23 protein-coding genes are annotated in these 26257 nt (G+C 60.6%); 12 read left to right on the top strand and 11 right to left on the bottom strand.

Translation table 11 applies throughout. The annotated features are described in order from the left end of the window. Position 1: 1 nt before the first annotated feature. The gene (gene cydB / locus AC07OP_RS21815; protein WP_027605307.1) at positions 2–1009 is read left to right on the top strand and encodes a cytochrome d ubiquinol oxidase subunit II; all 1008 of its coding nucleotides are present in this window, start codon (positions 2–4) and stop codon (positions 1007–1009) included. Between the two features lie 12 nt (positions 1010–1021). Beyond that, entirely contained in the window at positions 1022–1189 is a 168-nt protein-coding gene (locus AC07OP_RS21810) for a DUF2474 domain-containing protein (protein WP_010562540.1), read from the top strand. 65 nt (positions 1190–1254) lie between these two features. Here the strand turns inward: AC07OP_RS21810 and AC07OP_RS21805 are convergent, their stop codons facing one another. Further along, positions 1255–2379 carry a methyltransferase gene (locus AC07OP_RS21805; RefSeq protein WP_141156059.1) on the bottom strand — a complete coding sequence of 375 codons (1125 nt, stop codon included), beginning with the start codon at positions 2377–2379 and terminating at the stop codon, positions 1255–1257. Positions 2380–2540: 161 nt separating this feature from the next. Then, a complete protein-coding gene (locus tag AC07OP_RS21800; protein WP_495102420.1) occupies positions 2541–3251 on the bottom strand; it encodes a helix-turn-helix transcriptional regulator in 711 nt (236 codons plus the stop codon). Between the two features lie 380 nt (positions 3252–3631). Here AC07OP_RS21800 and AC07OP_RS21795 point away from each other — a divergent pair, with 380 nt between their 5' ends. Further along, positions 3632–4408, top strand: coding sequence for a ferredoxin--NADP reductase (locus AC07OP_RS21795; RefSeq protein WP_495102421.1), 777 nt, complete (start codon positions 3632–3634; stop codon positions 4406–4408). Positions 4409–4454: 46 nt separating this feature from the next. On the opposite strand, the gene mscL is transcribed toward AC07OP_RS21795, so the two are convergent. Then, a complete protein-coding gene (mscL, locus tag AC07OP_RS21790; RefSeq protein WP_053137928.1) occupies positions 4455–4871 on the bottom strand; it encodes a large-conductance mechanosensitive channel protein MscL in 417 nt (138 codons plus the stop codon). A 287-nt stretch (positions 4872–5158) separates the two neighbouring features. Between mscL and katB the strand changes: the two genes are divergently transcribed. Genes katB through AC07OP_RS21770 form a run of 4 tightly spaced genes read left to right on the top strand, consistent with a single transcriptional unit; the run spans position 5159 to position 9440 of the window. After that, positions 5159–6700, top strand: coding sequence for a catalase KatB (gene katB, locus AC07OP_RS21785; protein WP_495102422.1), 1542 nt, complete (start codon positions 5159–5161; stop codon positions 6698–6700). Between the two features lie 55 nt (positions 6701–6755). Further along, positions 6756–7295 (top strand): ankyrin repeat domain-containing protein, encoded by a 540-nt coding sequence (locus tag AC07OP_RS21780; RefSeq protein WP_495102423.1) that lies wholly within the window; start codon positions 6756–6758, stop codon positions 7293–7295. Between the two features lie 35 nt (positions 7296–7330). Then, a complete protein-coding gene (radA, locus tag AC07OP_RS21775; RefSeq protein WP_024077502.1) occupies positions 7331–8698 on the top strand; it encodes a DNA repair protein RadA in 1368 nt (455 codons plus the stop codon). A 16-nt stretch (positions 8699–8714) separates the two neighbouring features. Next, positions 8715–9440 (top strand): hypothetical protein, encoded by a 726-nt coding sequence (locus tag AC07OP_RS21770; RefSeq protein WP_495102424.1) that lies wholly within the window; start codon positions 8715–8717, stop codon positions 9438–9440. A 4-nt stretch (positions 9441–9444) separates the two neighbouring features. Here the strand turns inward: AC07OP_RS21770 and AC07OP_RS21765 are convergent, their stop codons facing one another. Further along, positions 9445–9813 carry a PilZ domain-containing protein gene (locus AC07OP_RS21765; protein ID WP_027605315.1) on the bottom strand — a complete coding sequence of 123 codons (369 nt, stop codon included), beginning with the start codon at positions 9811–9813 and terminating at the stop codon, positions 9445–9447. A gap of 174 nt (positions 9814–9987) precedes the next feature. Here AC07OP_RS21765 and AC07OP_RS21760 point away from each other — a divergent pair, with 174 nt between their 5' ends. The 3 genes from AC07OP_RS21760 (at position 9988) to yjiA (ending at position 13362) form a co-directional block, all read left to right on the top strand. Continuing rightward, positions 9988–12054 (top strand): carbon starvation CstA family protein, encoded by a 2067-nt coding sequence (locus AC07OP_RS21760; RefSeq protein WP_027605316.1) that lies wholly within the window; start codon positions 9988–9990, stop codon positions 12052–12054. Positions 12055–12069: 15 nt separating this feature from the next. Then, the gene (locus AC07OP_RS21755) at positions 12070–12267 is read left to right on the top strand and encodes a YbdD/YjiX family protein (RefSeq protein WP_003176208.1); all 198 of its coding nucleotides are present in this window, start codon (positions 12070–12072) and stop codon (positions 12265–12267) included. Between the two features lie 135 nt (positions 12268–12402). Next, entirely contained in the window at positions 12403–13362 is a 960-nt protein-coding gene (yjiA, locus tag AC07OP_RS21750; RefSeq protein ID WP_065924175.1) for a GTPase, read from the top strand. 126 nt (positions 13363–13488) lie between these two features. Here yjiA and glyA read toward each other — a convergent pair whose 3' ends face one another. Continuing rightward, positions 13489–14742 (bottom strand): serine hydroxymethyltransferase, encoded by a 1254-nt coding sequence (glyA, locus tag AC07OP_RS21745; protein WP_027605318.1) that lies wholly within the window; start codon positions 14740–14742, stop codon positions 13489–13491. 142 nt (positions 14743–14884) lie between these two features. Further along, positions 14885–18736 carry a sensor domain-containing protein gene (locus AC07OP_RS21740; RefSeq protein WP_495102425.1) on the bottom strand — a complete coding sequence of 1284 codons (3852 nt, stop codon included), beginning with the start codon at positions 18734–18736 and terminating at the stop codon, positions 14885–14887. 285 nt (positions 18737–19021) lie between these two features. On the opposite strand from AC07OP_RS21740, the gene ettA reads away from it, so the two are divergent. Beyond that, positions 19022–20686, top strand: a complete 1665-nt coding sequence (gene ettA / locus AC07OP_RS21735) for an energy-dependent translational throttle protein EttA (RefSeq protein WP_027605320.1) — start codon at positions 19022–19024, stop codon at positions 20684–20686. Between the two features lie 299 nt (positions 20687–20985). After that, complete coding sequence (gene gdhA, locus AC07OP_RS21730; RefSeq protein WP_495102426.1) at positions 20986–22323, top strand: NADP-specific glutamate dehydrogenase; 1338 nt, start codon at positions 20986–20988, stop codon at positions 22321–22323. Here gdhA and AC07OP_RS21725 read toward each other — a convergent pair. The 5 genes from AC07OP_RS21725 to AC07OP_RS21705 form a co-directional block, all read right to left on the bottom strand. Further along, a complete protein-coding gene (locus AC07OP_RS21725) occupies positions 22320–22817 on the bottom strand; it encodes a GreA/GreB family elongation factor (RefSeq protein ID WP_495102427.1) in 498 nt (165 codons plus the stop codon). The genes gdhA and AC07OP_RS21725 overlap by 4 nt on opposite strands. A gap of 70 nt (positions 22818–22887) precedes the next feature. Beyond that, entirely contained in the window at positions 22888–23244 is a 357-nt protein-coding gene (locus AC07OP_RS21720; RefSeq protein ID WP_495102428.1) for a hypothetical protein, read from the bottom strand. A gap of 147 nt (positions 23245–23391) precedes the next feature. Next, the gene (locus AC07OP_RS21715) at positions 23392–23697 is read right to left on the bottom strand and encodes a chorismate mutase (RefSeq protein WP_495102429.1); all 306 of its coding nucleotides are present in this window, start codon (positions 23695–23697) and stop codon (positions 23392–23394) included. A 48-nt stretch (positions 23698–23745) separates the two neighbouring features. Further along, positions 23746–25599 (bottom strand): Lnb N-terminal periplasmic domain-containing protein, encoded by a 1854-nt coding sequence (locus tag AC07OP_RS21710; RefSeq protein ID WP_495102430.1) that lies wholly within the window; start codon positions 25597–25599, stop codon positions 23746–23748. 91 nt (positions 25600–25690) lie between these two features. After that, positions 25691–26179 (bottom strand): DUF3015 domain-containing protein, encoded by a 489-nt coding sequence (locus tag AC07OP_RS21705; protein ID WP_027605327.1) that lies wholly within the window; start codon positions 26177–26179, stop codon positions 25691–25693. Positions 26180–26257: the final 78 nt, after the last annotated feature.

The following is a 26257-nucleotide window of genomic DNA, read 5'->3' as shown; positions in this document are numbered from 1 at the left end:
GATGGGTATTGATCTTCCGCTGATCTGGGCCGTGATCATCATCTTCGGCATCATGATGTACGTGGTCATGGACGGCTTCGACCTCGGCATCGGCATCCTCTTCCCGTTTATCCCGGGCAAGACCGACCGTGACGTGATGATGAACACCGTGGCCCCGGTCTGGGACGGTAACGAAACCTGGCTGGTGCTGGGCGGCGCGGCGTTGTTCGGCGCGTTCCCGCTGGCCTATTCGGTGGTGTTGTCGGCGCTGTACCTGCCGCTGATCCTGATGCTGGTAGGGCTGATCTTTCGTGGCGTGGCCTTCGAGTTCCGCTTCAAGGCCAAGGACCACAAGCGTCACCTGTGGGACAAGGCGTTTATCGGCGGCTCGCTGGCGGCCACGTTCTTCCAGGGCGTGGCGCTGGGGGCGTTTATCGACGGGATCCCGGTGGTCAATCGCCAGTTTGCCGGCGGCTCGCTGGACTGGCTCACGCCGTTCACGATGTTCTGCGGCGTGGCGCTGATCGTGGCCTATGCCTTGCTGGGTTGCACCTGGCTGATCATGAAAACCGAAGGCCCGTTGCAGGAGAAGATGCACAACCTGGCGCGGCCATTGGCCTTCGTGGTGCTGGCCGTGATCGGCATCGTGAGTCTCTGGACGCCGCTGTCGCACCCGGAAATCGCCTCGCGCTGGTTCACCCTGCCGAACCTGTTCTGGTTCCTGCCGGTGCCGATCCTGGTGCTGGTGACCATGTACGGCTTGATCCGCGCCGTGGCGCGTAATGCCCACTACACGCCGTTCCTGCTGACGCTGGTGTTGATCTTCCTCGGCTACAGCGGCCTGGGGATCAGCCTGTGGCCGAATATCATCCCGCCCTCGGTGTCGATCTGGGATGCCGCTGCGCCGCCGCAGAGCCAGGGCTTCATGCTGGTGGGCACCTTGTTCATCATACCGTTCATCCTGGGCTACACCTTCTGGAGCTACTACGTGTTCCGCGGCAAGGTCACCCACGAAGACGGCTATCACTAGGAGGGGCGTTGCATGTCCGGCAAACCTACGTTGCACGAGATCGAACAGGCCGAGAAACAGCCGCTGTGGCGGCGCCTCGGCTGGCTGGCGATGATCTGGACCGGCAGTGTGCTGGCCCTGTTCGTAGTGGCCAGCCTGATGCGCATGTTCATGAATGCGGCCGGCCTGACCACCCACTGACATCCCGATCCGGGCTTCGCGCCCGGTTTTCAGCCCTGCTCTTCTTTTGGAAGGGCAGGCTTTTTTTATTTGCGCGCTTTGAGAATCACGAACTTGGGCGTGGCGGCGACCTGCTCTACGCCACGGAACAAGCGCGCCAACTTACTGTGATAACCCAGGTGACGGTTGCCGACGATATACAGGGCGCCGCCGACCACCAGCGCCTCCCGCGCCTGCTGGAACATACGCCAGGCCAGGAAGTCGCCGACCACCTGCTGCTGGTGGAACGGCGGATTGCACAGCACCACGTCGAGGGAATCCGGCTCCTGGCCTGCGAGGCCGTCCCCGGCGCGTACTGTCACCTCCCGCTCACCGAGGGCGGCTTGCCAGTTCTCAAGGGCCGATTGCACGGCCATGTAGGACTCGTCCACCAAGGTGTACCGGGCTTCGGGGTTTTGCAGTGCGCTGGCAATCGCCAATACGCCGTTGCCGCAACCCAGGTCCGCCACGCGGGCACTGCCCAGGTTATTGGGCAGGTGCGGCAGGAAGGCGCGGGTGCCGATGTCCAGGCCTTCACGGCAGAACACGTTGGCATGGTTGAGCAGTTCGATGGCCGGCGCGTCGAGGGTGTAGCGCGTCGGGTAGGGCGAGACCGCCGCGGGGCGGTCGGCCAGTGTCGCAATCAGCAACCGCGCCTTCTTCACCGCCAGGGAGGCATGCATCGGCCCGATATAGCGCTCCAGCAACTCACCGGCCGCCCGGGGCAGGTGCTTGACCATGGCTGCGGCAATCACTTCGGCGCCCTGCGCGAGTTGGCCTTGCAGGCGGATCAGTTGTTCTTCCAGCAATGCCAGGGTCTTGGGGACGCGGATCAGCACCCGGTCGAACGGCCCGCTGGGCACCTCGCTGGCGGGGATGAACGGCACGGCGTCAAAGGCCTTGCCATTGCGCACCAGGTTTTTATCCAGGCCCAGGGCGGCCAGGAACGAGTCGCCGCTGGAGGTCACCTGCACCCGGCCTTCCAGGCTCGCAGCCAGGGCGCCGAAGCTGTCATTGAGCACCAGCACGCGGGTCGCAGCGCTCGGTTGCTGTTCAGCCAGGTAGCTGAGCAGGTACTCGTCGGCGGCGTCGAAGGCTTGCAGCGGATCGTTATGTTGCTCTGGCTGGCGGATCAGATCGAGCTGGGCGAAGGGGCTGTCGAGCAGGGGCATGGCGAGGGAGGCTCTGGGTCATCGATGGGTGTTCGGCAGTCGGCTGCGGAACCGTCTGAGTGAACAGCGGGCGGCACCCCGTGGGAACAGCCCAGCACTCAGAATGGGTCGTAAATGTTACTTTTTTTCCAGAGGGATTACATGCGGTGTTTCAACGCTGATTAAAACAACCCCGCTTTCGAAGCGCAGAGCACGGCGGCGATCTTGTTATTGACCCCCAGTTTTTTGAAGCAACTGCAGATATGAAAGCCCACGGTGCGTTCGGACAGGCACAGGATGACGGCGATGTCCGCAGCGGTCTTGCCCATGGCTGACCACTTGAGGATTTCGGTTTCGCGCGGGGTTAATTTGTTTGCAGGGTTAATGCTGGGCTTGTGTGCGTAAGTCTTCGTGACTACCGCATGCATCGCATGGCACAGCCACAGCACTTGGCCGGCTTTTTCATAAAGCTCCTGCGGGGTCACTTCACCCGCACTGCGACCAAGGGTCAGCATGCTGAACACACCCTGGAAATCATGCACGGCTTGGGTCCATCCCAAATGCACACCAAAGGATCGGGCTAAAGACCACAGGTTGGGTGAGTCTTTAAAGGTTTTTTCCTCCCATACAAGGGGCAGTACACAACGTTTGCAATGTTCCACCACGGGATCAGCTTCAAAGAAGTGGGCCTGGTTATACAGTTTGTTCCACTCATCGGGATAGTTGTTGAGGCGAATAGGCTTCGTTTGGTTGTTAGGTAGTTGAGAACTCATCGTAAAAGAACAGTATTGGAAGCCAAGTGCGTAGGTGTGGTTGACAGCCATCTCGAAAAGAGTCGTAACCTCGCTCTCGCCTTCCAGTTTGGGAAGTCGGGTATTGCGCCAGTTGACCATTGGTAACTCTCCATGGGTTTCCGCATGACATGGGATACGTCCTGAACTCCCACTGCACGGAAATTAGTGTAGGACATGAGCTACATGACGAGATGAAATTTTCGCTCTTGCAGGGCAGCGTTTAAGAAATTTTCTCTAAGGTCGCGGCGGGCTTAGCTAAGGGGCTTAGTTGTTTTTTTCGATTTTTTAGTCAGTTAAAGCACCTGTAGCGGATCAACTTAGAGCGTGCTTGTAGCGCGGATAAAGGAGCTAATAGCAAATTGATCAGAGTTGATATTAGGTTGCCATTATGTTGTGCCTATATAATGCCACTACCAACCAGAGGTGTTTCCGGGCTCGAGTTTGAGGGACACTAGGGCACCTGTAGAACGGAGTCCCCCATGACGGCCAGTGCTGAGAAATTTACCCGCCAGACCTTGCTCGATGTGCAATCCCTGACCCCCAGCCTGTTTACCCTGCGAACCACCCGTGACCCCGGGTTCCGGTTTACCGCCGGTCAGTTCGTGCGCTTGGGCGTTACCAAGGCGGATGGCAGCACGGTGTGGCGCGCGTATTCCGTGGTGTCCTCGCCGTTTGATGAACACTTGGACTTTTTCTCGATTGTTGTCCCTGGCGGTGAATTCACCAGTGAGCTCAGCCGATTGCGGGTGGGCGATACCTTGATGGTGGAGCGCCAGGCTACCGGGTTCCTGACCCTGAACCGCTTCGTCGATGGCCGGGACTTGTGGATGTTAGGCACCGGCACCGGGGTGGCACCGTTTTTGTCGATCCTGCAGGACTTCGAAGTCTGGGAGAAATTCGAGCGCATCATCCTGGTGTACAGCGCGCGGGAAGCCCGGGAACTGGCGTACCAGTCGCTGATCGAGGGGTTGGGCGAGCGGGAGTACCTGGCAGAATATGCGCACAAACTGACCTACATCCCCATCGTGACCCGAGAGGATTATCCGGGTGCATTGAGCGGGCGTATTACCACCTCGATCGAAAACGGAGAATTGGAGCGTGCTGCCGGCGTCGAGCTGACCCCGGAACACTCCCGCGTGCTGATTTGCGGCAACCCGCAGATGGTGGATGACACTCGCCAGTTGCTCAAGCAGCGCGACATGCAACTGAGCCTTAGCCGCCGGCCAGGGCAGGTGGCAGTGGAAAACTACTGGTAATGAAAAGGCGCCTCAAGGAGGCGCCTTTTTTCCAAGCCGGTATGGGTTAAAGCGGCTTGTCGTTCTGTGCCTTGAGCAGGTCGCGAATCTCGCCCAGCAGCACTTCTTCCTTGCTCGGTGTCGGTGGCAGGCTCGGCGCCACGGCTTCTTCGCGCTTGAGGCGGTTGATGGCCTTGACGCCCATGAAGATCGCGAACGCGACGATCACAAAGTCGATCACGCTCTGGATGAACTTGCCGTACGCCAGCACCACGGCAGGCACATCGCCCTGTGCCGCCTTTAGCGTAATCGCCAGGTCACCAAAGTCCACGCCACCGATCAACAGACCAATGGGCGGCATCACCACATCGCCTACAAACGAGGAAACAATTTTGCCGAAGGCGGCGCCGATGATGATACCGACGGCCATGTCGACCACATTACCTTTGACCGCGAAGGCCTTGAACTCACTGATCACGCCCATAGGTTATTCCTTGTTACAGATGAGAAGGGTGCCGCTCAGTGTAAGTCAGTCGTAACCGGCTTGCCTGATACAGCTGCTAACACTGTCAGTTTTTATCGACACATTAAATCGCAAATAGTTTGCAAAGTGCCACCAGTCGCGCGCGAAATACGCGCCATTTCAGCGGCTTACCACATTATTTTCTTAATCGCCCTGGTGGTGTTTTTCTATTTATCTTCTGACTCGCGGGTCACTAGCCTCTGGCAAGCACAACTGAATGTGCACTAAAAAAACCAGAGGAAACCTTGATGAAGAATCCAATGAATCGCGGCCCGGTATTGGCGCGTCATGTGCTGGTACTGGCGACCGCCAGCCTGCTTTCCCTCTCTGTACAAGCCGCCAACCTGACCCGTGACAACGGTGCCGCCGTCGGCGACAACCAGAACTCGCAAACCGCCGGCGCCAACGGCCCGGTGCTGCTGCAGGACGTGCAACTGATCCAGAAACTGCAGCGCTTCGACCGTGAACGCATCCCCGAGCGCGTGGTGCATGCCCGCGGCACCGGCGCCCATGGCACCTTCACCGTCACCGATAACCTCAGTGACCTGACCAAGGCCAAGGTCTTCGCTGCTGGCGAAACGACCCCGGTGTTCGTGCGCTTCTCGGCCGTGGTGCACGGCAATCATTCCCCTGAAACCCTGCGTGACCCGCGCGGCTTCGCCACCAAGTTCTATACCGCCGATGGCAACTGGGACCTGGTGGGTAACAACTTCCCGACGTTCTTTATCCGCGATGCCATCAAGTTCCCCGACATGGTCCACGCCTTCAAGCCGGACCCGCGCACCAACCTGGATGATGACTCCCGTCGCTTCGACTTCTTCTCCCATGTTCCCGAGGCCACTCGCACACTTACCGAGTTGTATTCCGACTCCGGTACTCCGGCCAGTTATCGGGAAATGGACGGCAATGGCGTACATGCCTACAAGTTGATCAACGCCAAGGGTGAAGTGCATTACGTCAAGTTCCACTGGAAGAGTCTGCAAGGCATCAAGAATCTCGATCCCAAGCAAGTTACCGAAGTGCAGGGGCGTGACTACAGCCATATGACCAATGACTTGGTCACCCATATCAACAAGGGCGACTTCCCCAAGTGGGACCTGTACGTGCAGGTACTCAAGCCGGAAGACTTGGCCAAGTTTGATTTCGACCCGCTGGACGCCACCAAGATCTGGCCGAATGTGCCCGAACGCAAAGTCGGGCAGATGGTACTGAACCGCAACCCGGCGAATGTCTTCCAGGAAACCGAACAAGTGGCCATGGCTCCGGCCAACCTGGTACCGGGCATCGAGCCGTCGGAAGACCGCCTGCTGCAAGGCCGGGTGTTCTCGTATGCCGACACGCAGATGTATCGCCTGGGCGCCAATGCCCTGCAGCTGCCGATCAACGCCCCACGGGTCACCGTCAACAACGGTAACCAGGACGGCGCGCTGAACTTTGGCAAGACCACCAGTGGCGTGAACTACCAGCCAAGCCGCCTGGAAAACCGTGAAGAGCCGCAAGCCGCGCGCTACAGCCAGACGGCGCTGTCGGGCAGCACCCAGCAGGCGAAGATCCAGCGTGAGCAGAACTTCAAGCAGGCCGGCGATCTGTATCGCTCCTACAGCCCGAAAGAACGCCAGGACTTGATCGACAATTTCGGCGGCTCCCTGGCCACTACCGATGACGAGAGCAAGCACATCATCCTGTCGTTCCTCTACAAGGCCGATCCGGAATACGGCACCGGCGTGGCCAAGGTCGCCAAGGGTGACCTGGCGCGCGTGAAGGCGCTGGCCGAAAAACTCACTGACTGACGTTGGTTTCGGTCGACGCCCCTCCCGGGCGTCGACCTCTGGCAGGAGAGCACCCATGCGTATTTCTATCGGTTTACTGATGACCATGCTGGCCTTTGTCGCCCATGCCGAGTCGCCCGACCCGGTCGCGCTCAAGGCGCAGCTCCAGGACTATTACTTCGACGCCGCCCGCCGTGGCGACCTCGACATGCTCAACACCTTCATCGACGCCGGCTTCCCCCTCAACACCCAGGACGACAAGGGCTACACCGCGCTGATCCTCGCCGCCTACCACGGCGAAAGCGCTTATGTGGAGCGTTTGCTCGCCGCCGGTGTCGACGCCTGTGTGCAGGACAAACGCGGCAACACCGCGTTGATGGGGGCGATCTTCAAGGGTGAGTTGAACATTGCCCAGCGCCTGCTGGCCAGCGACTGCAACCCCGACCAACGTAACGGTGCCGGTCAAACGGCCGCCATGTACGCCGGCCTGTTCAAGCGCCTCGAGTTGCTCGACGAACTCAAGGCCAAGGGCGCCGATCTCAACGCCGAAGATCCGGTCGGCAACAGTGCTTCACGATTGGCCTGCGGTGAAATCCGGACCCCGGCGTCGCGCTGAGCTATCATCGCGGTTTTTCGGTTGGAGGTTTTCAAATGGCAAAGGCCAAGCGCATGTACGGCTGCACGGAGTGCGGCGCGACCTTTCCCAAGTGGGCCGGCCAATGCACCGAGTGTGGTGCGTGGAATACCCTGACTGAAACCATGATCGAAAGCGGCGGCGCCTCGGCCCCCACCGGCCGCGCCGGCTGGACCGGGCAGCAGGCGCAGATCAAGACCCTGGCGGAAGTCAGCGTTGAAGAGATCCCGCGTTTCTCGACGGCCTCCGGTGAGCTGGATCGGGTCCTGGGGGGCGGCCTGGTGGATGGTTCGGTGGTGTTGATCGGCGGCGACCCCGGCATCGGCAAGTCGACGATCCTGCTGCAAACCCTGTGCAGCATCGCCAGCCGCATGCCGGCGCTGTACGTCACCGGCGAAGAATCCCAGCAACAGGTGGCCATGCGTGCCCGTCGCCTCGGCTTGCCCCAGGACCAACTGCGGGTCATGACCGAAACCTGCATCGAAAGCATCATCGCCACGGCTCGGATCGAAAAACCCAAGGTCATGGTGATCGACTCGATCCAGACGATTTTCACCGAGCAACTGCAATCAGCGCCGGGTGGTGTATCCCAGGTGCGCGAAAGTGCGGCGCTGCTGGTGCGTTATGCCAAGCAGAGCGGCACGGCGATCTTCCTGGTCGGTCATGTGACCAAAGAGGGCGCGCTGGCCGGGCCACGGGTGCTGGAGCATATGGTCGATACCGTGCTGTATTTCGAAGGCGAGTCCGATGGCCGCTTGCGCTTGCTGCGGGCGGTGAAGAACCGCTTCGGTGCGGTGAACGAACTGGGTGTGTTCGCCATGACTGACCGGGGGCTGAAGGAGGTCTCCAACCCCTCGGCGATTTTCCTGACCCGTGCCCAGGAAGAAGTCCCGGGCAGCGTGGTCATGGCAACGTGGGAAGGCACCCGGCCGATGCTGGTGGAAGTCCAGGCGCTGGTGGATGACAGCCATCTGGCCAACCCACGCCGCGTCACGCTGGGCCTGGATCAAAACCGCCTGGCGATGCTGTTGGCGGTGCTGCACCGTCATGGGGGGATCCCGACCCACGACCAGGACGTGTTCCTCAACGTGGTCGGCGGGGTCAAGGTGTTGGAAACCGCGTCCGACCTGGCGTTGATGGCGGCGGTGATGTCCAGCCTGCGTAACCGGCCATTGCCCCACGACCTGCTGGTATTTGGTGAAGTGGGCCTGTCGGGCGAAGTGCGCCCGGTGCCGAGCGGTCAGGAACGCTTGAAGGAAGCGGCCAAGCACGGCTTCAAACGCGCGATTGTGCCCAAGGGCAATGCGCCGAAGGAAATGCCACCTGGATTGCAGGTGATTGGGGTCACGCGCCTGGAACAGGCGTTGGATGCACTTTTCGAATAACTCAGGGATGGACGCCATGCAACGATCGAATCGCTGGGGTGTCGTCGCCCTGTTTATCACCTTGGCCGCCTTGCCCGCCGTGGCGTGGGCTCAACTGCCAACGGGCTATCGCCTGGCGCAAACGCTGGTGACACAGGACGGCAGTGTGTTGCAGGTGCTCGAAGACCAACGCATCAGCGCCCAGCTGCACAAGGACAGTTGGGGCAGTGGGCTGGATGAAGACTCGTTCGACGAGCCCGGCGATTTGGTCGACAACCCGCTGCTCGAAGCCCAGGTGCGGTGGGTATCGGCCTCGGGCGAGGTGATAGCCCACGAAGACCTCGGCTACCCGTTGGCCGAAGTCAAGAAAGCCCCGCTCAAAGGGCTGCCCGAACCTGTGTATTTTTTGACCATCGACCAGACCGCCCCCATGGGCAGCTACAGCGGGCCTGCCACGCAGCTGTTGCTGCCTGGCAAGCAGCAACTCAAACCGCTGGGTTACCAGGGCGCCGACGGCAAAGTCCAGGTGCTGACCCTGGCTCATACCGGCAAGGCTGCGTGGACGATCGCAACGCCAGTCAGTGGCGGCGCGGATGAACTGCTGCAGGTGTCGTCATTTATGGACGGCGACGGTGAGGATGACTTTGCCACCCGTTATCAGACTTATCGGTTTGTCGACGGGCAGTGGCACAGCGCCTCAAGTCAGAAGAAGGGCTACTGGGACACGGAAAGCGAATTTCCCGCACGTACCGCGTTCCCCTGAGCCATCACACTTCCAGCAACGCCGCCAGCTCCCGATCCAGTTCTTCCTGATCGCCTAGGTTCAGCTCGATCAGCCGCCGCAAGTGGCTGATCGAGTCCAGGTCGATGTATTGGCATACGAAACCCAACTGGCCAGGATCCTCGTGGGTCAGCTTCACCTGCATCTTTATATGGGCCTTTGGATCCAGACGAATATCGACGTCAAAGGGCAGCGCCTTATTTCCCTTCCACTCTTCAGGCCGTTGCACCAACAGGCCCTTGAGCGACAAATCCACCAATTGCACCGGCCATTCGTTGCCGTTTTGCCGAAGTTCGGTCTTGGCATCAAAGGCGATCCGGCGAAAACGACGGCGATCAGACGCTTGCTCGGTCATGGTGAAACCCTCTGTGGATAAAAGGATTGTAGCCCTGCGCCATCATCGGGTGGTTTTTTCTGCTTTTTTTGCCTCTGCAAGGCTCTAGACCAACGTAGGGGGGTGGCCTTTAAGGCCAGTAGCGCTAAACTCCGGATGGCTGTCCTTTCTGTCCACCCTGGCTGGAATATAAAAATGAAAAATAATAATAGCCTGCTACGCCACCTACCCTGGCTGGTGCTGGCAATCGTAGGAGCGTGCGCCCTGGGCGTAGTAGCCTTGCGCCGAGGCGAGGCGATCAACGCCTTGTGGATCGTGGTCGCTGCCGTGGCCATCTATCTGGTTGCTTATCGCTACTACAGCCTGTTCATCGCTAATAATGTGATGCAACTCGATCCACGGCGGGCCACCCCCGCAGTGCTCAACAATGACGGTCTGGACTATGTGCCGACCAACAAACACATCCTTTTCGGTCACCACTTTGCGGCGATTGCCGGTGCAGGTCCCCTGGTCGGCCCGGTACTGGCGGCGCAAATGGGCTACCTGCCCGGCACGCTCTGGCTGATTGCCGGCGTGGTGCTGGCCGGTGCGGTGCAGGACTTCATGGTCCTGTTCCTGTCCACCCGTCGTAATGGCCGTTCCCTGGGCGACATGGTTCGCGAAGAGATGGGGCGTATCCCGGGGACCATCGCGCTGTTCGGCTGCTTCCTGATCATGATCATCATCCTCGCGGTGCTGGCGCTGATCGTGGTCAAGGCCCTGGCCGAGAGCCCATGGGGCATCTTCACGGTGATGGCGACCATCCCGATTGCGATGTTCATGGGCATCTACATGCGCTACATCCGCCCGGGCCGTATCGGTGAAATCTCCATCATCGGCGTGCTGTTGCTGCTCGGTTCGATCTGGCTGGGCGGGCAGATCGCCGCTGATCCGGTCTGGGCCAAGGCCTTCACCTTCACCGGGATCCAGATCACCTGGATGCTGATCGGCTACGGTTTCGTGGCGGCGGTACTGCCGGTCTGGCTGATCCTCGCGCCACGTGACTACCTTTCTACCTTCTTGAAGATCGGCACCATCATCGCCCTGGCGATCGGCATCCTGGTGACCATGCCCGACCTGAAAATGCCGGCGCTGACCCAGTTCATCGACGGTACCGGCCCGGTATGGAAGGGCGGCCTGTTCCCGTTCCTGTTCATCACCATTGCCTGTGGCGCGGTTTCGGGCTTCCACGCGCTGATTTCCTCGGGCACCACGCCCAAGCTGCTGGCCAATGAAAGCCACGCCCGTTACATCGGTTACGGCGGCATGCTGATGGAGTCCTTCGTGGCGATCATGGCGATGGTTGCCGCTTCGGTGATCGAGCCAGGCGTGTACTTCGCCATGAACAGTCCGGCGGCAATCGTCGGCACCGACGTGGTGACCGTGGCACAAACCGTCAGCAGCTGGGGTTTTGCAATTACCCCCGAGGCGTTGTCGGCGGTGGCCCATGACATCGGTGAAACCACCATCCTCGCGCGTGCCGGTGGTGCGCCGACGTTGGCGGTGGGTATCGCGCAGATCCTGCACAGTGTGTTGCCGGGTGAAAACACCATGGCGTTCTGGTACCACTTTGCGATCCTGTTCGAAGCGCTGTTTATCCTGACTGCCGTCGATGCGGGCACCCGTGCCGGTCGCTTCATGCTTCAGGACTTGCTCGGCTCCTTCGTACCGGCGCTCAAGCGCACCGAGTCCTGGACCGCCAACCTGATCGCGACCGCCGGTTGCGTCGCCATGTGGGGTTACCTGCTGTACCAGGGCGTGATCGACCCGCTGGGCGGCATCAACACCTTGTGGCCGCTGTTCGGTATCTCCAACCAGATGCTGGCCGGTATCGCGCTGATGCTCGCCACCGTTGTGCTGATCAAAATGAAGCGCCAGCGCTACATCTGGGTGACCATGCTGCCGGCGGTCTGGCTGCTGATCTGCACCACCACCGCGGGCTTCATCAAGCTGTTCGACGCCAACCCGGCGATCGGCTTCCTGTCGCTGGCGAAGAAGTACAGTGATGCCCTGGCGAACGGCCAGATCCTGGCCCCGGCCAAGAGCGTGGACCAGATGCAGCACGTGATCTGGAACGCCTACACCAACGCAACGCTGACTGTGCTGTTCCTGTTCGTGGTGTTCAGCATCCTGTTCTATGCGCTCAAGGTCGGCGTCGCTGCCTGGGGCAACAAAGAGCGTACGGATAAAGAAGCCCCGTTCCAGGCAGTACCGGACGCATAATCGAGGATTGCAAGCATGTTCAATGACATCAGTCGCCTCGGTAAATACCTCGGTCAGGCCGCGCGCCTGATGGTCGGCATGCCCGACTACGACACGTACGTCGAGCATATGCAAACCAAGCACCCGGACAAGCCGATGATGGACTACAAGGCGTTCTTCCGGGAACGCCAGGAGGCCCGTTACGGCGGCAAGGGTGGGCCCAAGTGCTGTTGATTTAACGCAACTCCCTGTGGGAGGGGGCTTGCCCCGATAGCGGTGTGTCAGTGACAGATCAGTGCCTGACACACTGCTATCGGGGGCAAGCCCCCTCCCACATTTGTTTCTGTGTTCCTTTAAGGAGAATTTCTTTTGTCCTCTCCCATTCCAGTCACCGTTCTCAGCGGCTTTCTCGGCGCGGGCAAGACCACCTTGCTGCGCCATCTGCTCAAGGCAGAGCACGGGCTGAAAATTGCCGTGATCGAAAACGAATTCAGCGACGCCGGTATCGACACCCAATTGCTGGGCGAAGAACCGGTGCAAGTCATGACCCTGTCCAACGGCTGCGTGTGCTGCACCATCCACACCGACCTGACCAAGGCCCTGTATCTGTTGCTCGAGCGCCTGGACAGCGGTGAGATCGCCTTTGACCGCCTGGTGATCGAGTGTACCGGCCTGGCCGACCCGGCGCCGGTGGCCCAGACCTTTTTCATCGATGAAGAACTGCGCGAGCGCTACATCCTCGACGGCATCATCACCCTGGTGGACGCCGCCCACGCCGAGCATCACCTGACCCAGACCATCGCCCAGGCGCAGATCGGTTTTGCCGACCGGCTGCTGGTGAGCAAGCGAGACCTGGTGGATGACGCTACCTTCGAAGCACTCAGTGAACGCCTCACACGCATCAACCGCCGCGCGCCGATTCGCGTGGTCGAGCACGGCAAGATTGATCTGGCCGAACTGCTCGATGTGCGCGGCTTCAATCTCAACGCCGGCATGAGCCTGCGCCCGGTGAGCAAGGCGCCGTCCATCGACCGTATATCCAGCCTGGTGCTGCGCACCGACCAGCCGCTGGATATCGACCGGCTCAGTGAGTTCATGAACGAACTGCTGGAAGACCATGGCAAGCAGCTGCTGCGCTACAAGGGCGTGCTCAATATTGCCGGCGAAGACCGCCGCATGGTGTTCCAGGGCGTGCTCAAGCTCTATGGTTTCGACTGGGATACCGAGTGGGCCGAGGGTGAGGCGCGGGAGAGTGTGATCGTGTTTATTGCCGATGAATTGCCGGAGGACAAGATCCGAGAAGGCTTTGAGCGGGTCTATCAGGCATAAAAAAGCCCACCTGTAGGAGCGAGCTTGCTCGCGAAGAACTCACAGGCAACGCGTGCACCCAAGATGCACGCGTTATCGTTGACGTTTTTCGCGAGCAAGCTCGCTCCTACAGTGGGCTTCTTTGTATTACGCGCCGTATACCGGCAGCTTCTTGCAGATGGCCTTGACCTTCTCACGTACCGCGTCGATCACGGCTTCGTTGTTCAGGTCCGCCAGGATGTCGCAGATCCAGCCGGCCAGTTCCTTGCACTCTGCTTCCTTGAAGCCACGAGTGGTCACAGCCGGGGTGCCGAAGCGCAGGCCGGAGGTGACGAACGGCGAACGTGGGTCGTTCGGCACGGAGTTTTTGTTCACGGTGATGAAGGCTTTGCCCAGGGCGGCGTCAGCATCTTTACCGGAAATGTCCTGCTTGATCAGGGACAGCAGGAACAGGTGGTTTTCAGTACCGCCGGACACCACGTCAAAACCGCGCTCGATGAACACGCCGGCCATGGCCTGGGCGTTTTTCACCACTTGTTGCTGGTAGGTCTTGAACTCAGGCTGCAGGGCTTCCTTGAAGCAGATCGCCTTGGCAGCGATCACGTGTTCCAGTGGGCCACCCTGGGCGCCCGGGAATACGGCGGAGTTCAGCTTTTTCTCGATCTCGGCGTTGGCACGCGCCAGGATCAGGCCGCCACGTGGACCGCGCAGGGTCTTGTGGGTGGTGGTGGTCACCACGTCAGCGAAAGGCACAGGGTTCGGGTAGACGCCAGCGGCGACCAGACCGGCTACGTGAGCCATGTCGACGAACAGGTAGGCGCCCACCTTGTCGGCGATGGCGCGGAAGCGTGGGAAGTCGAGGATCTGCGAGTAGGCAGAGAAACCGGCCACGATCATTTTTGGCTTGTGCTCGACCGCCAGGCGCTCGACTTCGTCGTAGTCGATCAGGCCGTTGGCATCGATACCGTACTGAACGGCGTTGTACAGCTTGCCGGAGGAGGAAACGCTGGCGCCGTGGGTCAGGTGACCACCGTGGGCCAGGCTCATGCCCAGGATGGTGTCGCCGCCTTGCAGCAGGGCCAGGTACACGGCGCTGTTGGCTTGGGAGCCGGCGTGTGGCTGGACGTTGGCGTAATCGGCGCCGAACAGTTCTTTTGCACGGTCGATGGCCAGTTGCTCAACCACGTCGACGTACTCGCAGCCACCGTAGTAGCGCTTGCCTGGGTAGCCTTCGGCGTACTTGTTGGTCAGAACCGAACCTTGAGCCTCCATCACCGCAGGGCTGGTGTAGTTTTCCGAAGCGATCAGCTCAATGTGCTCTTCCTGGCGCACGGCTTCTTGCTCCATGGCGGCGAAGAGATCGGCGTCGTACTTGGCAATAGTCAAATCACGGCTGAACATGGCGGTCCTCAAGGATCGGGGGCAGAAAAGGAGGGCATTCTAACCCAATGGGTTTTAGATGGCATATGAAAGGACATCATGTCGCGGACAAGTGGGGCTCATCTCGGGATGGGCGGTGACTGTGCCGGCCTCATCACACCGCTCAATCGAACATGAACAGCGCATCATTGCTGAACTGCGCCTCGAACCGATGTGCCGGCATCGGCCGCCCGAACAGATACCCCTGCACCTCGTCGCAACCATGCTCGCGCAGGAAGTCCAACTGCTCATGGGTTTCCACACCTTCGGCAATCACCGCCAGGTTGAGGCTGTGGGCCATGGCGATAATGGCGCGGGCGATTTGCGCATCCTGTTCGCCGGAGGGCAGGCCATCGACGAAGGTGCGGTCGATTTTCAGCACGTCGATGGGGAATTGCTTGAGGTAGTTGAGGGACGAATAACCGGTGCCGAAGTCGTCCACCGCGATGCTCAGGCCCAGGTTTTTCAGGCTGTCGAGGATGTGCATGGCTTCGTTGACTTCGCGCATCAGGATACTTTCGGTCAGCTCCAGTTCCAGGCACGCCGGCGGCAGGCCGGTGTCCTTGAGGATGGTGGCGATGCGCGTGCCCAGTTGGCCGTCGGAGAACTGCCGCGCAGAGATGTTCACCGAGACTTTCGGCACCCGCACCTTGTTCTGGTGCCAGGTCTTGAGCTGGCGACAGGCTTCGCTGATCACCCAGTCGCCCACGTCCACCACCAGGCCCAGCTCTTCGAGCACCGGAATGAAGTCCCCCGGCGGCACCAGTCCACGGCGTGGGTGGCGCCAGCGCAGCAGCGCCTCGGCACCGGTCAGACGTTTGCCGTCGCCGCTGAACTGCGGCTGGTAATAGAGTACGAATTCGTCCTGCTCCAGGGCGTGGCGCAGGTCGCTTTCCAGTTCCAGGCGTTCCAGGGCGCTGGCGTTCATATCGGCCTGGTAGAACTGGAAGTTGTTCTTGCCGCGTTCCTTGGCGTGATACATCGCTGTGTCGGCGTTTTTCATCAACTGGCTCAGCTCGTTACCGTCCTGGGGGCTGAGTGCGATGCCGATACTGGCGGTCACAAAGAACTCGCGACCCTCCAGCACGAAGGGCTTCACCAGGCTGGCGAGGATCTGCTCGGCCACATGGATCGCGCGGTTCAGCGCCATTTCGCGGTTGACCCGTGGTTGCAGCAGCAACGTGAACTCGTCGCCGCCCATGCGTGCCACGGTGTCGTCTTCGGCCACGCAACCGAGCAGGCGGGTCGCCATTTCCTTGAGCATACGGTCGCCGGCGGCGTGGCCCAGGGAGTCGTTGATCGGCTTGAAACGGTCGAGGTCAAGGAACATCAGCACCACCCACGACTTCTGCCGTTCGGCTGATTGCAGCGCGGTGTGCAGGCGGTCCTGGAACAGCGTGCGGTTGGGCAGGTGGGTCAGGGCGTCGTAGTAGGCCAGGCGGTGGATGCGCTGTTCGCTGGCCTTGCGTTCGCTGATATCACTGAAGAAACACACATAACTCGCCAGGTCGCCTTCGTCGTCGAACACCGCCGTAATGCCGACCCAGGCCGGGTAGTGCTCGCCGTTGCGGCGCTTGAGCCACACTTCACCTTCCCAGGTGCTGTGCTGGTGCAATTGCTTGAGCACGTAGCGCAGGTGGGCTTCCTGTTGTTCGTCGACGGTGAGCATGTTCGGCAACTGGTCGAGTACGTCACTCACTGCATAACCGCTGACCCGGCTGAACGCCTCGTTGGCCTGCACGATATAACCGGCCGGGTCGGTGATCAGGATCGCCGACGTGGAGTGTTCGAATACGGTGGCGGCCATGCGCAGGTCTTTTTCCGCGCGGCGTTGCTGACTGATATCGCGGCCCACGCCGAGGACGCCTTCGAAGGCGCCGTGCTCATCCCACACCAGCACCAGGCGCAGCTCGATCGGCACCTTGCGGCCGTCGGCGCGCAGGCAGTCGAACAGGAACAATTGGGTCTGCACTTGATCGCGGAGTCTGTTCAGCGCGTCGGGATCGCCCAGCGCCCGGCTGACCTGTTCCAGCAAGCTATAGATGCCGGTCAGTTGCTGCGGGTTGGCGATGATCGACTGCCAGCCGTTCTTGAATACCCAATCCACGTCGTAACCCAGCACGGCGTTGACCGACGGGCTGATGTAGTTGAGGGCCAGTTGGCTGTCGGTGGAGCAGATCACGTCGCTGATGCTTTCGGCCAGCATGCGGTAGCGCTTTTCGCTGTCGCGCAGGGACTCGCTGGCTTCGATCTGGTCGGTGATGTCCTTGGCCACACCGATGATGCGCGTGACTTGCGCCGATTTGTCCCGCGCCAGGGCCTGCTCGCGGATATCAAAGCGCCGCCATTGATTGTTGCGATGGCGAAAGCGCAACTGGCAGTGCAACTGCGTCGCGTAGCCGGCCTGGCGTTGCTGCTGGCGCAAATCGTGGTAATGCTCGGCGTCTTCGGGGTGCAGCAGGATTTCCCAGAAATACTCGCCCATTTGCTGCAGTTCGGCCTTGGTATAGCCGAGGGTGTGGCCCAGATGGTGGTTGCTGAAGATCATCCGCTGGCTGATCACGTCCTGCACATACAAGTGGTCGGGCACGGTACGCACCACGTCCGACCAGAAGCTTTCGCGTTCCACCAGCGACAGTTCGATCAGCTTGCGGCTGGTGATGTCGCTGATGCTGAGGATCACCGCCTTGAAGTCGTCCTGCTGCTCCGGCAGGCGCATCACCATCCAAAGGTACTGTTCGTTGCCGGCCACATCCTTGAGCTGGATTTCCAACTCAAGCTGATTCTGTTGGGTCAGGACCGCTTCGAGTATCTGATGCCCGATGGACGTGGTGTTGCGCGGGCAATCATCGATCAGCCGCTCCCACGCTTCCTCGCAGGAGCCCACTCTGAGCAGGCTCACCGCCACCTGGTTGATCTCGGTGATGCGCAGTTCGGTGAGCAACTGCCGGCATTCCTCGGGGGAGCTTTGCAGCCAGGCGTGCAGTTGCTCGCGGGTCTGCAAGTGCACCTTGCCAAAGAATGCATTCAGGCCCGACAGGTCAAGTACGCACAGGGCGACGCCGGTGCCTTCGAAAATATCCTGATACCGACGCCGGCCTTCATGCACCTGGCGCTGGCGGCGACGCATATTCAGCAGCACGATCACGGGGATCAGCGAGAAGGCCAGGCCCAGCAGGCATTTACCGATAAACGCCGGCAGCAGTTGTTCCAGCACGGCTGCGCGGTCGAACATCCCGCGCAACTGCCAGTCGCTTTTGCTCAGGGGCGTGACCAGCACGCTTTTATTCAGGTCATCCGGGGTCAGGGCGCCGGCCCATTGCGCCGGCATACCGCTGTCACGGCTGACCACTCGGTGGTTCAGGCGATTCTCGATGGCCCACATCGGCCGTTGGCCCTGGCTGTCCTGGCGGGTCAGGTTGACCAGGTACTCGGGTGCCAGGCGCAGCGCCCAGTACATCCTTGAGTCGCCGCTGGGCTGGTGCAGCAACAGATAGATGAGGGTGCCGTCGTTGTTATTGCTCAGGTAGTAGGGTTGGCCGTGGCTGCGCTGCACCAACTCTTCCAGCCAGGCGCTGTCCTGGCTGTCATTGGCGCTGTCGCTGATCATCGCGCCGCTGGGCGCCAGCAGGGCGATACTGCGCAGTTCCGGCAGCGAGCGCTGCAACGTGCGCGTCAAGGCCTGCTGCTGTTCGATATCGCGTGGCGGCTCGACCATCGGTAGCAGGTTAAGGGCAATTTTTGCGCTCAGGGCCATGTTCAGGCTGATCTGTTCAGCCAGGTCGGCGCTGTAGTCGATGGTGTATTGCTGTTGGTTTTTCTGGTTTTGCTGCAACTGGTCCAGCAGTTGCCAGAACAATAATGCGAGCAGCAGGAGGACAAGCGTCGCCAATGCGCCTTTGAGGGTGCCGTGCAGGGGCGTTCCCGGCGCTACATGAGCGGCGCGCAAGGGCGTTGGCGGCGTGACTTTGGACAAGCTGTGATCCTGCGGTTTGGCTGGACTGGCGCGCGACGTGCACTATAAGCCGGACGCCCGGAGGGCGGCTAGCATGCCTTGACTTGTGGCAAAGTGCCAGCCCCGCTTGGCTGGACTGACCAAGCGCATTCAGGTAGCTTTGCCGGTTACGCGGGGGCGTTCCAGCCCCAGACATTCAGGCTTTTTCCGCTCGCTGGCATTGATGATAGTCAACGGCCCGCGCGGCGCATGGCCTGGCACGGGCTTCGCCCGCTTAATTCATCAGTCACTGACGCTAGGTTCACCATGGCTCAATACGTCTTCACCATGCATCGGCTGGGAAAAGTTGTCCCTCCGAAGCGGGAAATCCTGAAAAATATTTCGCTGTCCTTCTTCCCCGGCGCCAAGATCGGCGTGCTCGGCCTCAACGGTTCGGGTAAGTCCACGCTGCTGAAAATCATGGCCGGCGTCGACACCGAGTTCGAAGGCGAAGCCCGCCCGATGCCGGAACTGAACATCGGTTACCTGCCCCAGGAGCCGATCCTGGACCCGACCAAGACCGTGCGTGAAGTGGTCGAAGAAGCCGTCAGCGTGATCAAGGACGCCCAGGCCCGCCTGGACGAGGTCTACGCCGCCTACGCCGAACCGGACGCCGACTTCGACAAGCTGGCCGCTGAACAAGCCAAGCTCGAAGCCATCCTGCAGGCCGGCGACGGTCACAACCTGGAGCGCCAGCTGGAAGTCGCCGCCGATGCGCTGCGCCTGCCGGCGTGGGACGCCAAGGTCGAACATCTGTCCGGTGGTGAAAAACGTCGCGTGGCCCTGTGCCGCCTGCTGCTGTCGGCGCCCGACATGCTGCTGCTCGACGAGCCGACCAACCACCTGGACGCCGACTCCGTCGCCTGGCTGGAGCACTTCCTGCACGATTTCCCGGGCACCGTGGTTGCGATCACGCACGACCGCTACTTCCTCGACAACGTTGCCGGCTGGATCCTCGAGCTTGACCGTGGCGCCGGTATCCCTTACGAGGGCAACTACTCCGGTTGGCTGGAAGCCAAGTCCGACCGTCTGGCTGCCGAATCCAAGCAGCAATCGGCCCACGAAAAAGCCATGAAGGAAGAACTGGAGTGGGTACGAAAAGGCGCCAAGGCCCGCCAGTCCAAATCCAAGGCACGTCTGCAACGCTTCGAAGAAATGCAGTCGCAGGAATTCCAGAAGCGCAGCGAAACCAACGAGATCTACATCCCGGCCGGCCCGCGCCTGGGTGACAAGGTCATCGAGTTCAAGAACGTGTGCAAAGGCTATGGCGACCGCGTGCTGATCGACAACCTGTCGTTCTCCATGCCAAAAGGCGCGATCGTCGGCGTCATTGGTGGTAACGGTGCGGGTAAATCCACCCTGTTCCGCATGCTGATGGGCAAGGAAACGCCGGATTCGGGCAGCATCGAAATCGGTGAAACCGTGCAACTGGCCTGTGTGGACCAGAGCCGCGAAGACCTGGATGGCAGCAAGACTGTGTTCCAGCAAATTTCCGACGGTTCCGACCAGATCCGCATCGGCAACTATGAAATCCCGTCGCGCACCTACGTCGGCCGTTTCAACTTCAAGGGCGGCGACCAGCAGAAGTTCGTCAAGGACCTGTCCGGTGGTGAGCGCGGTCGTTTGCACCTGGCCCTGACCCTGAAAGAGGGCGGCAACGTCCTGCTGCTCGACGAACCGTCCAACGATCTCGACGTTGAAACCCTGCGTTCCCTGGAAGAAGCCCTGCTGGACTTCCCGGGCGCCGCCATTGTGATCTCTCACGATCGGTGGTTCCTTGACCGCGTCGCGACCCACATCCTGGCGTACGAAGACGACTCGCAAGCGGTGTTCTTCGAAGGCAACTACACCGAGTACGAAGCGGACCGTAAAAAGCGTTTGGGCGAAGCGGCTGCCCAGCCGCACCGTGTGCGCCACAAAAAACTGGCCTGATCCGGCTGGTGTGAAAAAAGCGGAGTCCTCGGACTCCGTTTTTTTTTGTACATTTTTCCTGACCCACACCGATCAAAAGTGGGAGGGGGCTTGCCCCCGATAGCTTTTTCCCTGCTGGTGCATAACCTGCCTTGGCAATCCCCTTTTAAGTGCGATAAATCCCTTTTTCCTGGGTTTATTTATATCTAATGCACCATTTAAATTCACAAAAGCGACATTTTGCCCTGTCGCGGTGCGGCATGAATTGATAAAGTCCGGCTCAATCTCATTTAAAAACAATCAATTTGCCGAGACTTCTCATGATCGAATCCGTCGAATCCTTCCTTGCCCGCCTGAAAAAACGCGACCCTGACCAGCCGGAATTCCACCAGGCCGTAGAAGAAGTCCTACGCAGCCTGTGGCCGTTTCTTGAAGCCAATCCCCACTACCTGGCCTCGGGCATTCTGGAGCGTATCTGCGAGCCGGAGCGTGCGATTACCTTTCGGGTGTCGTGGGTGGATGATCACGGCAAGGTCCAGGTCAACCGCGGCTTTCGTATCCAGATGAACAGCGCCATCGGCCCCTACAAGGGCGGCCTGCGTTTCCATCCGTCGGTAAACCTGGGGGTGCTGAAGTTCCTCGCCTTCGAGCAGACCTTCAAGAATTCCCTGACCTCGCTGCCCATGGGCGGCGGCAAGGGCGGCTCGGATTTTGATCCCAAAGGCAAGAGCGATGCCGAAGTCATGCGCTTCTGCCAGGCGTTCATGAGCGAGTTGTACCGCCATATTGGCGCAGACGTGGACGTGCCGGCCGGCGACATCGGCGTGGGCGCCCGTGAAATTGGCTTCCTGTTCGGCCAGTACAAGCGCCTGAGCAACCAATTCACCTCCGTGCTCACCGGCAAGGGCATGACCTACGGCGGCAGCCTGATCCGCCCGGAAGCCACTGGGTTCGGGTGTGTGTACTTCGCCGAAGAAATGCTCAAGCGCGACGGTCTGCGAGTGGAAGGCAAGCGCGTGGCGGTCTCCGGCTCCGGCAACGTCGCCCAATACGCGGCGCGCAAGGTCATGGACCTGGGCGGCAAGGTGATTTCCCTGTCCGACTCCGAAGGCACGCTCTACGCCGAAAGCGGCTTGACCGAGGAACAATGGTCGGCGCTGCTGGAGCTGAAAAACGTGCAGCGCGGGCGCATCAGCGAACTGGCCGGCCGTTACGGCCTGGAGTTCCGCGCCGGTAAGACCCCTTGGGAGCTGGCCTGCGACATTGCCCTGCCATGCGCTACCCAGAACGAACTCGACGCCGAAGCGGCCCGCACGCTGCTGCGCAACGGCTGCATCTGCGTGGCCGAAGGCGCCAACATGCCGACCACCCTTGAGGCTGTGGATATCTTTATCGAGGCGGGCACCCTGTTTGCGCCGGGCAAGGCATCGAATGCCGGCGGCGTCGCCGTGAGCGGCCTGGAGATGTCGCAGAACGCCATGCGCCTGTTGTGGACCGCCGGTGAAGTGGACAGCAAGCTGCACAACATCATGCAGTCGATCCACCATGCCTGTGTGCACTACGGTGAAGAGAACGGTCGGATCAACTACGTGAAGGGCGCGAACATTGCGGGCTTCGTCAAGGTTGCCGACGCGATGCTGGCCCAGGGCATCGTCTAAGCCTCGGCCTCGATGCGCAGCACCTCGATCAACTGGTCGCCGACGGGGCGCTTCCACAGCACCTCGTCACCCTCCTGGGCGCCCAGCAAGGCACGGCCCAGGGGCGAGCCCCAGTTGATCAGGCCGGCGCTGGCGTCGGCCTGGTCTTCCCCGACCAATTGAATGCGCTGCTGCTCGTCATGCTCATTGGCGAACGTCACCCAGCTGCCGATCTGCACCTTGTCGGTAGACGTAGCGGGCGCCACCACCTGGGCGCTCTGCACGCGCTGGTTGAAGTAGCGCAAATCCCGCTCAAGGTCGGCCTGGCGCTGCTTATCGGCCTGTTCGCCCTTGGCGGACTCGGCGCTGTGCGCGACCTGTAGCTGCGCAACCTTGGCCTGCAATTGCGCCAACCCTTGCGCGGTCAGGCGATTGGGCTGCTCACTGACCTGGCGCTCCACCGGCTGATCGGCCTGGGCGGCGGCGTTGTCCTCATTTACAAAAGCTCGGCTCATGACGTTCTCCCTCTATGGAGCTTGGGCCATGTTCGCCGCGCTTTAGTTTCGATGGATGTCTGAAAGCGACCTATTGCGAGCGATAGGCCCGCGCAGCATCCCGGTTCTTCTCCTGTTGCCAGGCGCGTTCACGCTCATCCCAGTGATTGTCCTTGTAGTCGCGCAGCTCCTCGTTCTCGCGCATGGCCTTGCACTGGCGAAAACCATCCTCCCAGCCTTCGGCGTAGACCCGGTCTTTCAGGTAACGCGGCACGTTTTTGCGAAACACCCCGGTGATCACCCCCGCCGCCTGGCGACCGCTGCTGCACCCATCGTCAAAACCATCGGCAAAGGCGGGCGGATAGCCCCGGGCCAGCAATTCCTGATGGGTTGACTGGCAACCCGATAGCCACACCACCGCACACAGCATTACTGCATACCGCCACATTGCTTGCTCCCTGGCCGCTTCACGGCTGATAGGAGAAGTCTAGATAGGGATTTGTCGGGGAGGTGTGAAAGGGGTGTGAGAAAGGTGTGGAGTGCGATGAGATCGAGCGGTGGGCGCCGAAGTCGTTGGCGCCCTCACCACAAGGGCCTATGTCGCCTGGTTGGTCGCCAGGGCCGCATGATCCGCCAATTCCTGCTGGATAAACGCCTCGATCATTGCGCGATAGACCTGCTCGGTCACCTCGGGGTTGGCGCCCACGGTCTGCGCCAGATCCCGCACCTTGGCGATCACCTGCTCGACCCGCTGCGGGGCCTTGACGCCATCGGTGTCTTTTTTGAAGCGTGCCGCCTGGGAGACGTAGCGGCCGCGTTCGGCCAGCAGGGTGACGATTTGCTGGTCGAGGCGGTCGATGTTGTTTCGAACTTCTTCAAGGGTGGTGCAGGTAACGGCCATGTCGAATGAACTCCTGATGGTGCGGGCAATGCTGACAAAAGGTGTTAGTCAGTAGTGATACCACTTCACCTCAAGCATCACTTCATTCACCGGCGTCGACAAGTGGCTGTACTCGCGCTGTGCACTCAGGCGCAGGCCCAGGTTGCGGGACAGTTCCCACTGCTGGTTCAGGCTGAGGCTACGACGTACCTCGCCATTGGTGAAGAAGTCCCCTTTAGCCTCCAGGCTCAAGTTGCCCAGGGGGTTTTTCCATAGCACGCCGGTATTGAACCCGGCCGCGGGGGAGATGGCTTCGTTGAAGTCGTTGTTGTGTTCCACGCGCACGGTGCCGAGGGCGAAGCCGAGCATGTCGTCGCGCAGTTGCCAGGTGCCGCCGGCGCCGCCGTTGACGTGGGCGACCAGGGTTTCGTCGTCGTGTTTACCGGGTACCCGCTCCAGGCCGCCGGTAACTTGCCAGGACCACGGCTGCAGCAAGGCGTTGCGCGGGGTCAGGGAGCGGATGGTGGCCAGATCCAGTTGCTGCAGTTGCCAGTGGTTGCCTTCGTACTGGCGCAGTTTCATCTGCAGGATTTCGATCTGGGCGCCGAGGGGGAAGCCTTCGGCGTTGTCGTTTAGGTCGTGGTAGGCCATGCGCAGGCCGTATTCGCCGAAGGCCTTGTCGCCACGGGTGCCGAGGCCGGCTTGCCAGGTGCGCGATTCATGGCCGTTTTCGGGCAGGCCGGGGGGTGTGATCGTCAGGTCGGGCGCGGGGTTCTGGTTGATCGCGCGCAGCAGTTCGAAGCTGCGTTGGGAGCGCGCGGTGTCGCGCTCGAGGCCATTGGCACGGTAGCGGCCCAGGCGGTAGGCGGCGTCGATGATCAGCGCCTGGCGGTCGCGAGGCAATGCTTTGAAGGCTGGCGCCTGCAATTGCTGCTGGTCGTCGCTGACTTTCAGTACCCATTGCTGTTCGTCGCTGTCGAGCGGCTTGGCACGCTCCAGCAACTCGCGCTCGCGGGAGGGACGGTAGTCGATCTTTTCCACCAGTCCCGCGTCCTTCACGGCCTTGACCGTGTCGGTGGGGATCGCGGTGAGCGGGAATTGCTCGGTCAGGCGCAGGCCGGGGCGGGCCACTTGCAGCAGTTCCAGCAGGCGATAGGAGCAGTTTTCATCGAAGAAAAAGTAGTCGAACTGGATCTGCTTGAGTTCCCACACGTGCTCGACCATCCGCTCGGTCTCGACCTGGGTGAGGTTGAGGCGGTATTCCCACAGGTCGCGGTTTTCGAGGCTGCGGTATTCGGAGAGTTTTTCCTGGTAGGGCACCAGGGCGAACAGGCCGGGGTAGCCGCCCATCAGGCCTTTCCAGGCGTACAGGATGCTGTTGTCCGAGCCTTCGATATAGGCGCCGAAGTTGATCGCGTAGCTGAGCAGCGCAGTCTTGTTGCTCTGCACGTCGGCCTGGTCGATACGCAGCAGGGTGTGACCGAACATCGACGACGGGCTGTTGAGGTAGGCCGCCGGGAAGATCATCACCGCGCTATGGGGCGCGACGTCCTTGAACCATTGCTTGAATTCCTTGCAGTCCACGGCGGGCAGGTCAGTGAGGTGCAACTGATCCTTGAGCCAGCGGGTACGTGCGGGGTAAACGCATTGGGCGTGTTTTTTACCCAGGCTGGCCGGAGCGTAAAGCGCTTCAACGGTGGCCTTGAGTTCTGCATCCGGGTGGTGGGCGCCATCGGCGGCGAGGAAGAATTTCTTTTCACTGACATAGCTGCGCCAGCCACTGACTTTGCCAGCTTCGTAATGGCCCAGAGAAAGCCAGAACGGATCATTGGCCAGTTGCTGCAAACGTTGATCATCAAGATGCGGTGCCGCGTACAGCGGGGCGCAGGCAAAGAGTGCCATCCAGGCAAAGCGTTTGAGCATAGGGGCAACTTAAGTCGGAAATTAGAGAGACCCAAGGAGAGGCGGGTCCAAAAATAAAACCCGCGCCTGGGTAGGCGCGGGCAGGACGAGCTTAAGCCTGGGTAGCGTATTTCGCCAGACGGGCATCGCCTTTCAGTACAGCCAGGGTGTTGTTGTGCACGTCTTCAGCGGTCACATCGGCCTTGCTGAAGATTTGCTGGAAGTGTTCGTGAGCCACGGCAGCGAAGTGCTCGCGATCTTCCGGAGCAACGCCCAGTACCACGGCGTAGGTGGTCAGTGCTTCGCCATTACCCTTGGCCATGTCTTCGGACAGCTCGTTCATCATGCCATTCATGGCAATCCAGGACTTGCCGCCGTAGGTCAGCGCGCTGTTGGTGCTGCAACCGTTGGTGCCCGAGGTCATGCCGAAGGTGGCGTTACCCGAAGTACCGTTGGTGGTGGAAGCCAGGAAGTGAGCTGGAGTACCGCGCTGGCCTTCGAACAACATGTTGCCCCAACCGCAGTTCGGGCCACCTGGTGCTTCAGCCATTGCATTGAGGGAGACGACGGTGAAGAGAGTACCGAGAAGGATCCGTTTCATAGCTTTGTTCTCTTTGTGTGCAAACCAATGGACAAGGGTTCAGGCACTTCATAGCGCCCTAGGGATCGGTTATTAGTC

The organism is Pseudomonas sp. GW821-FHT09D08 (assembly GCF_059416305.1).
Note: the sequence above shows the minus strand (reverse complement) of the source record. Positions and strands in the feature narration are given on the sequence as shown.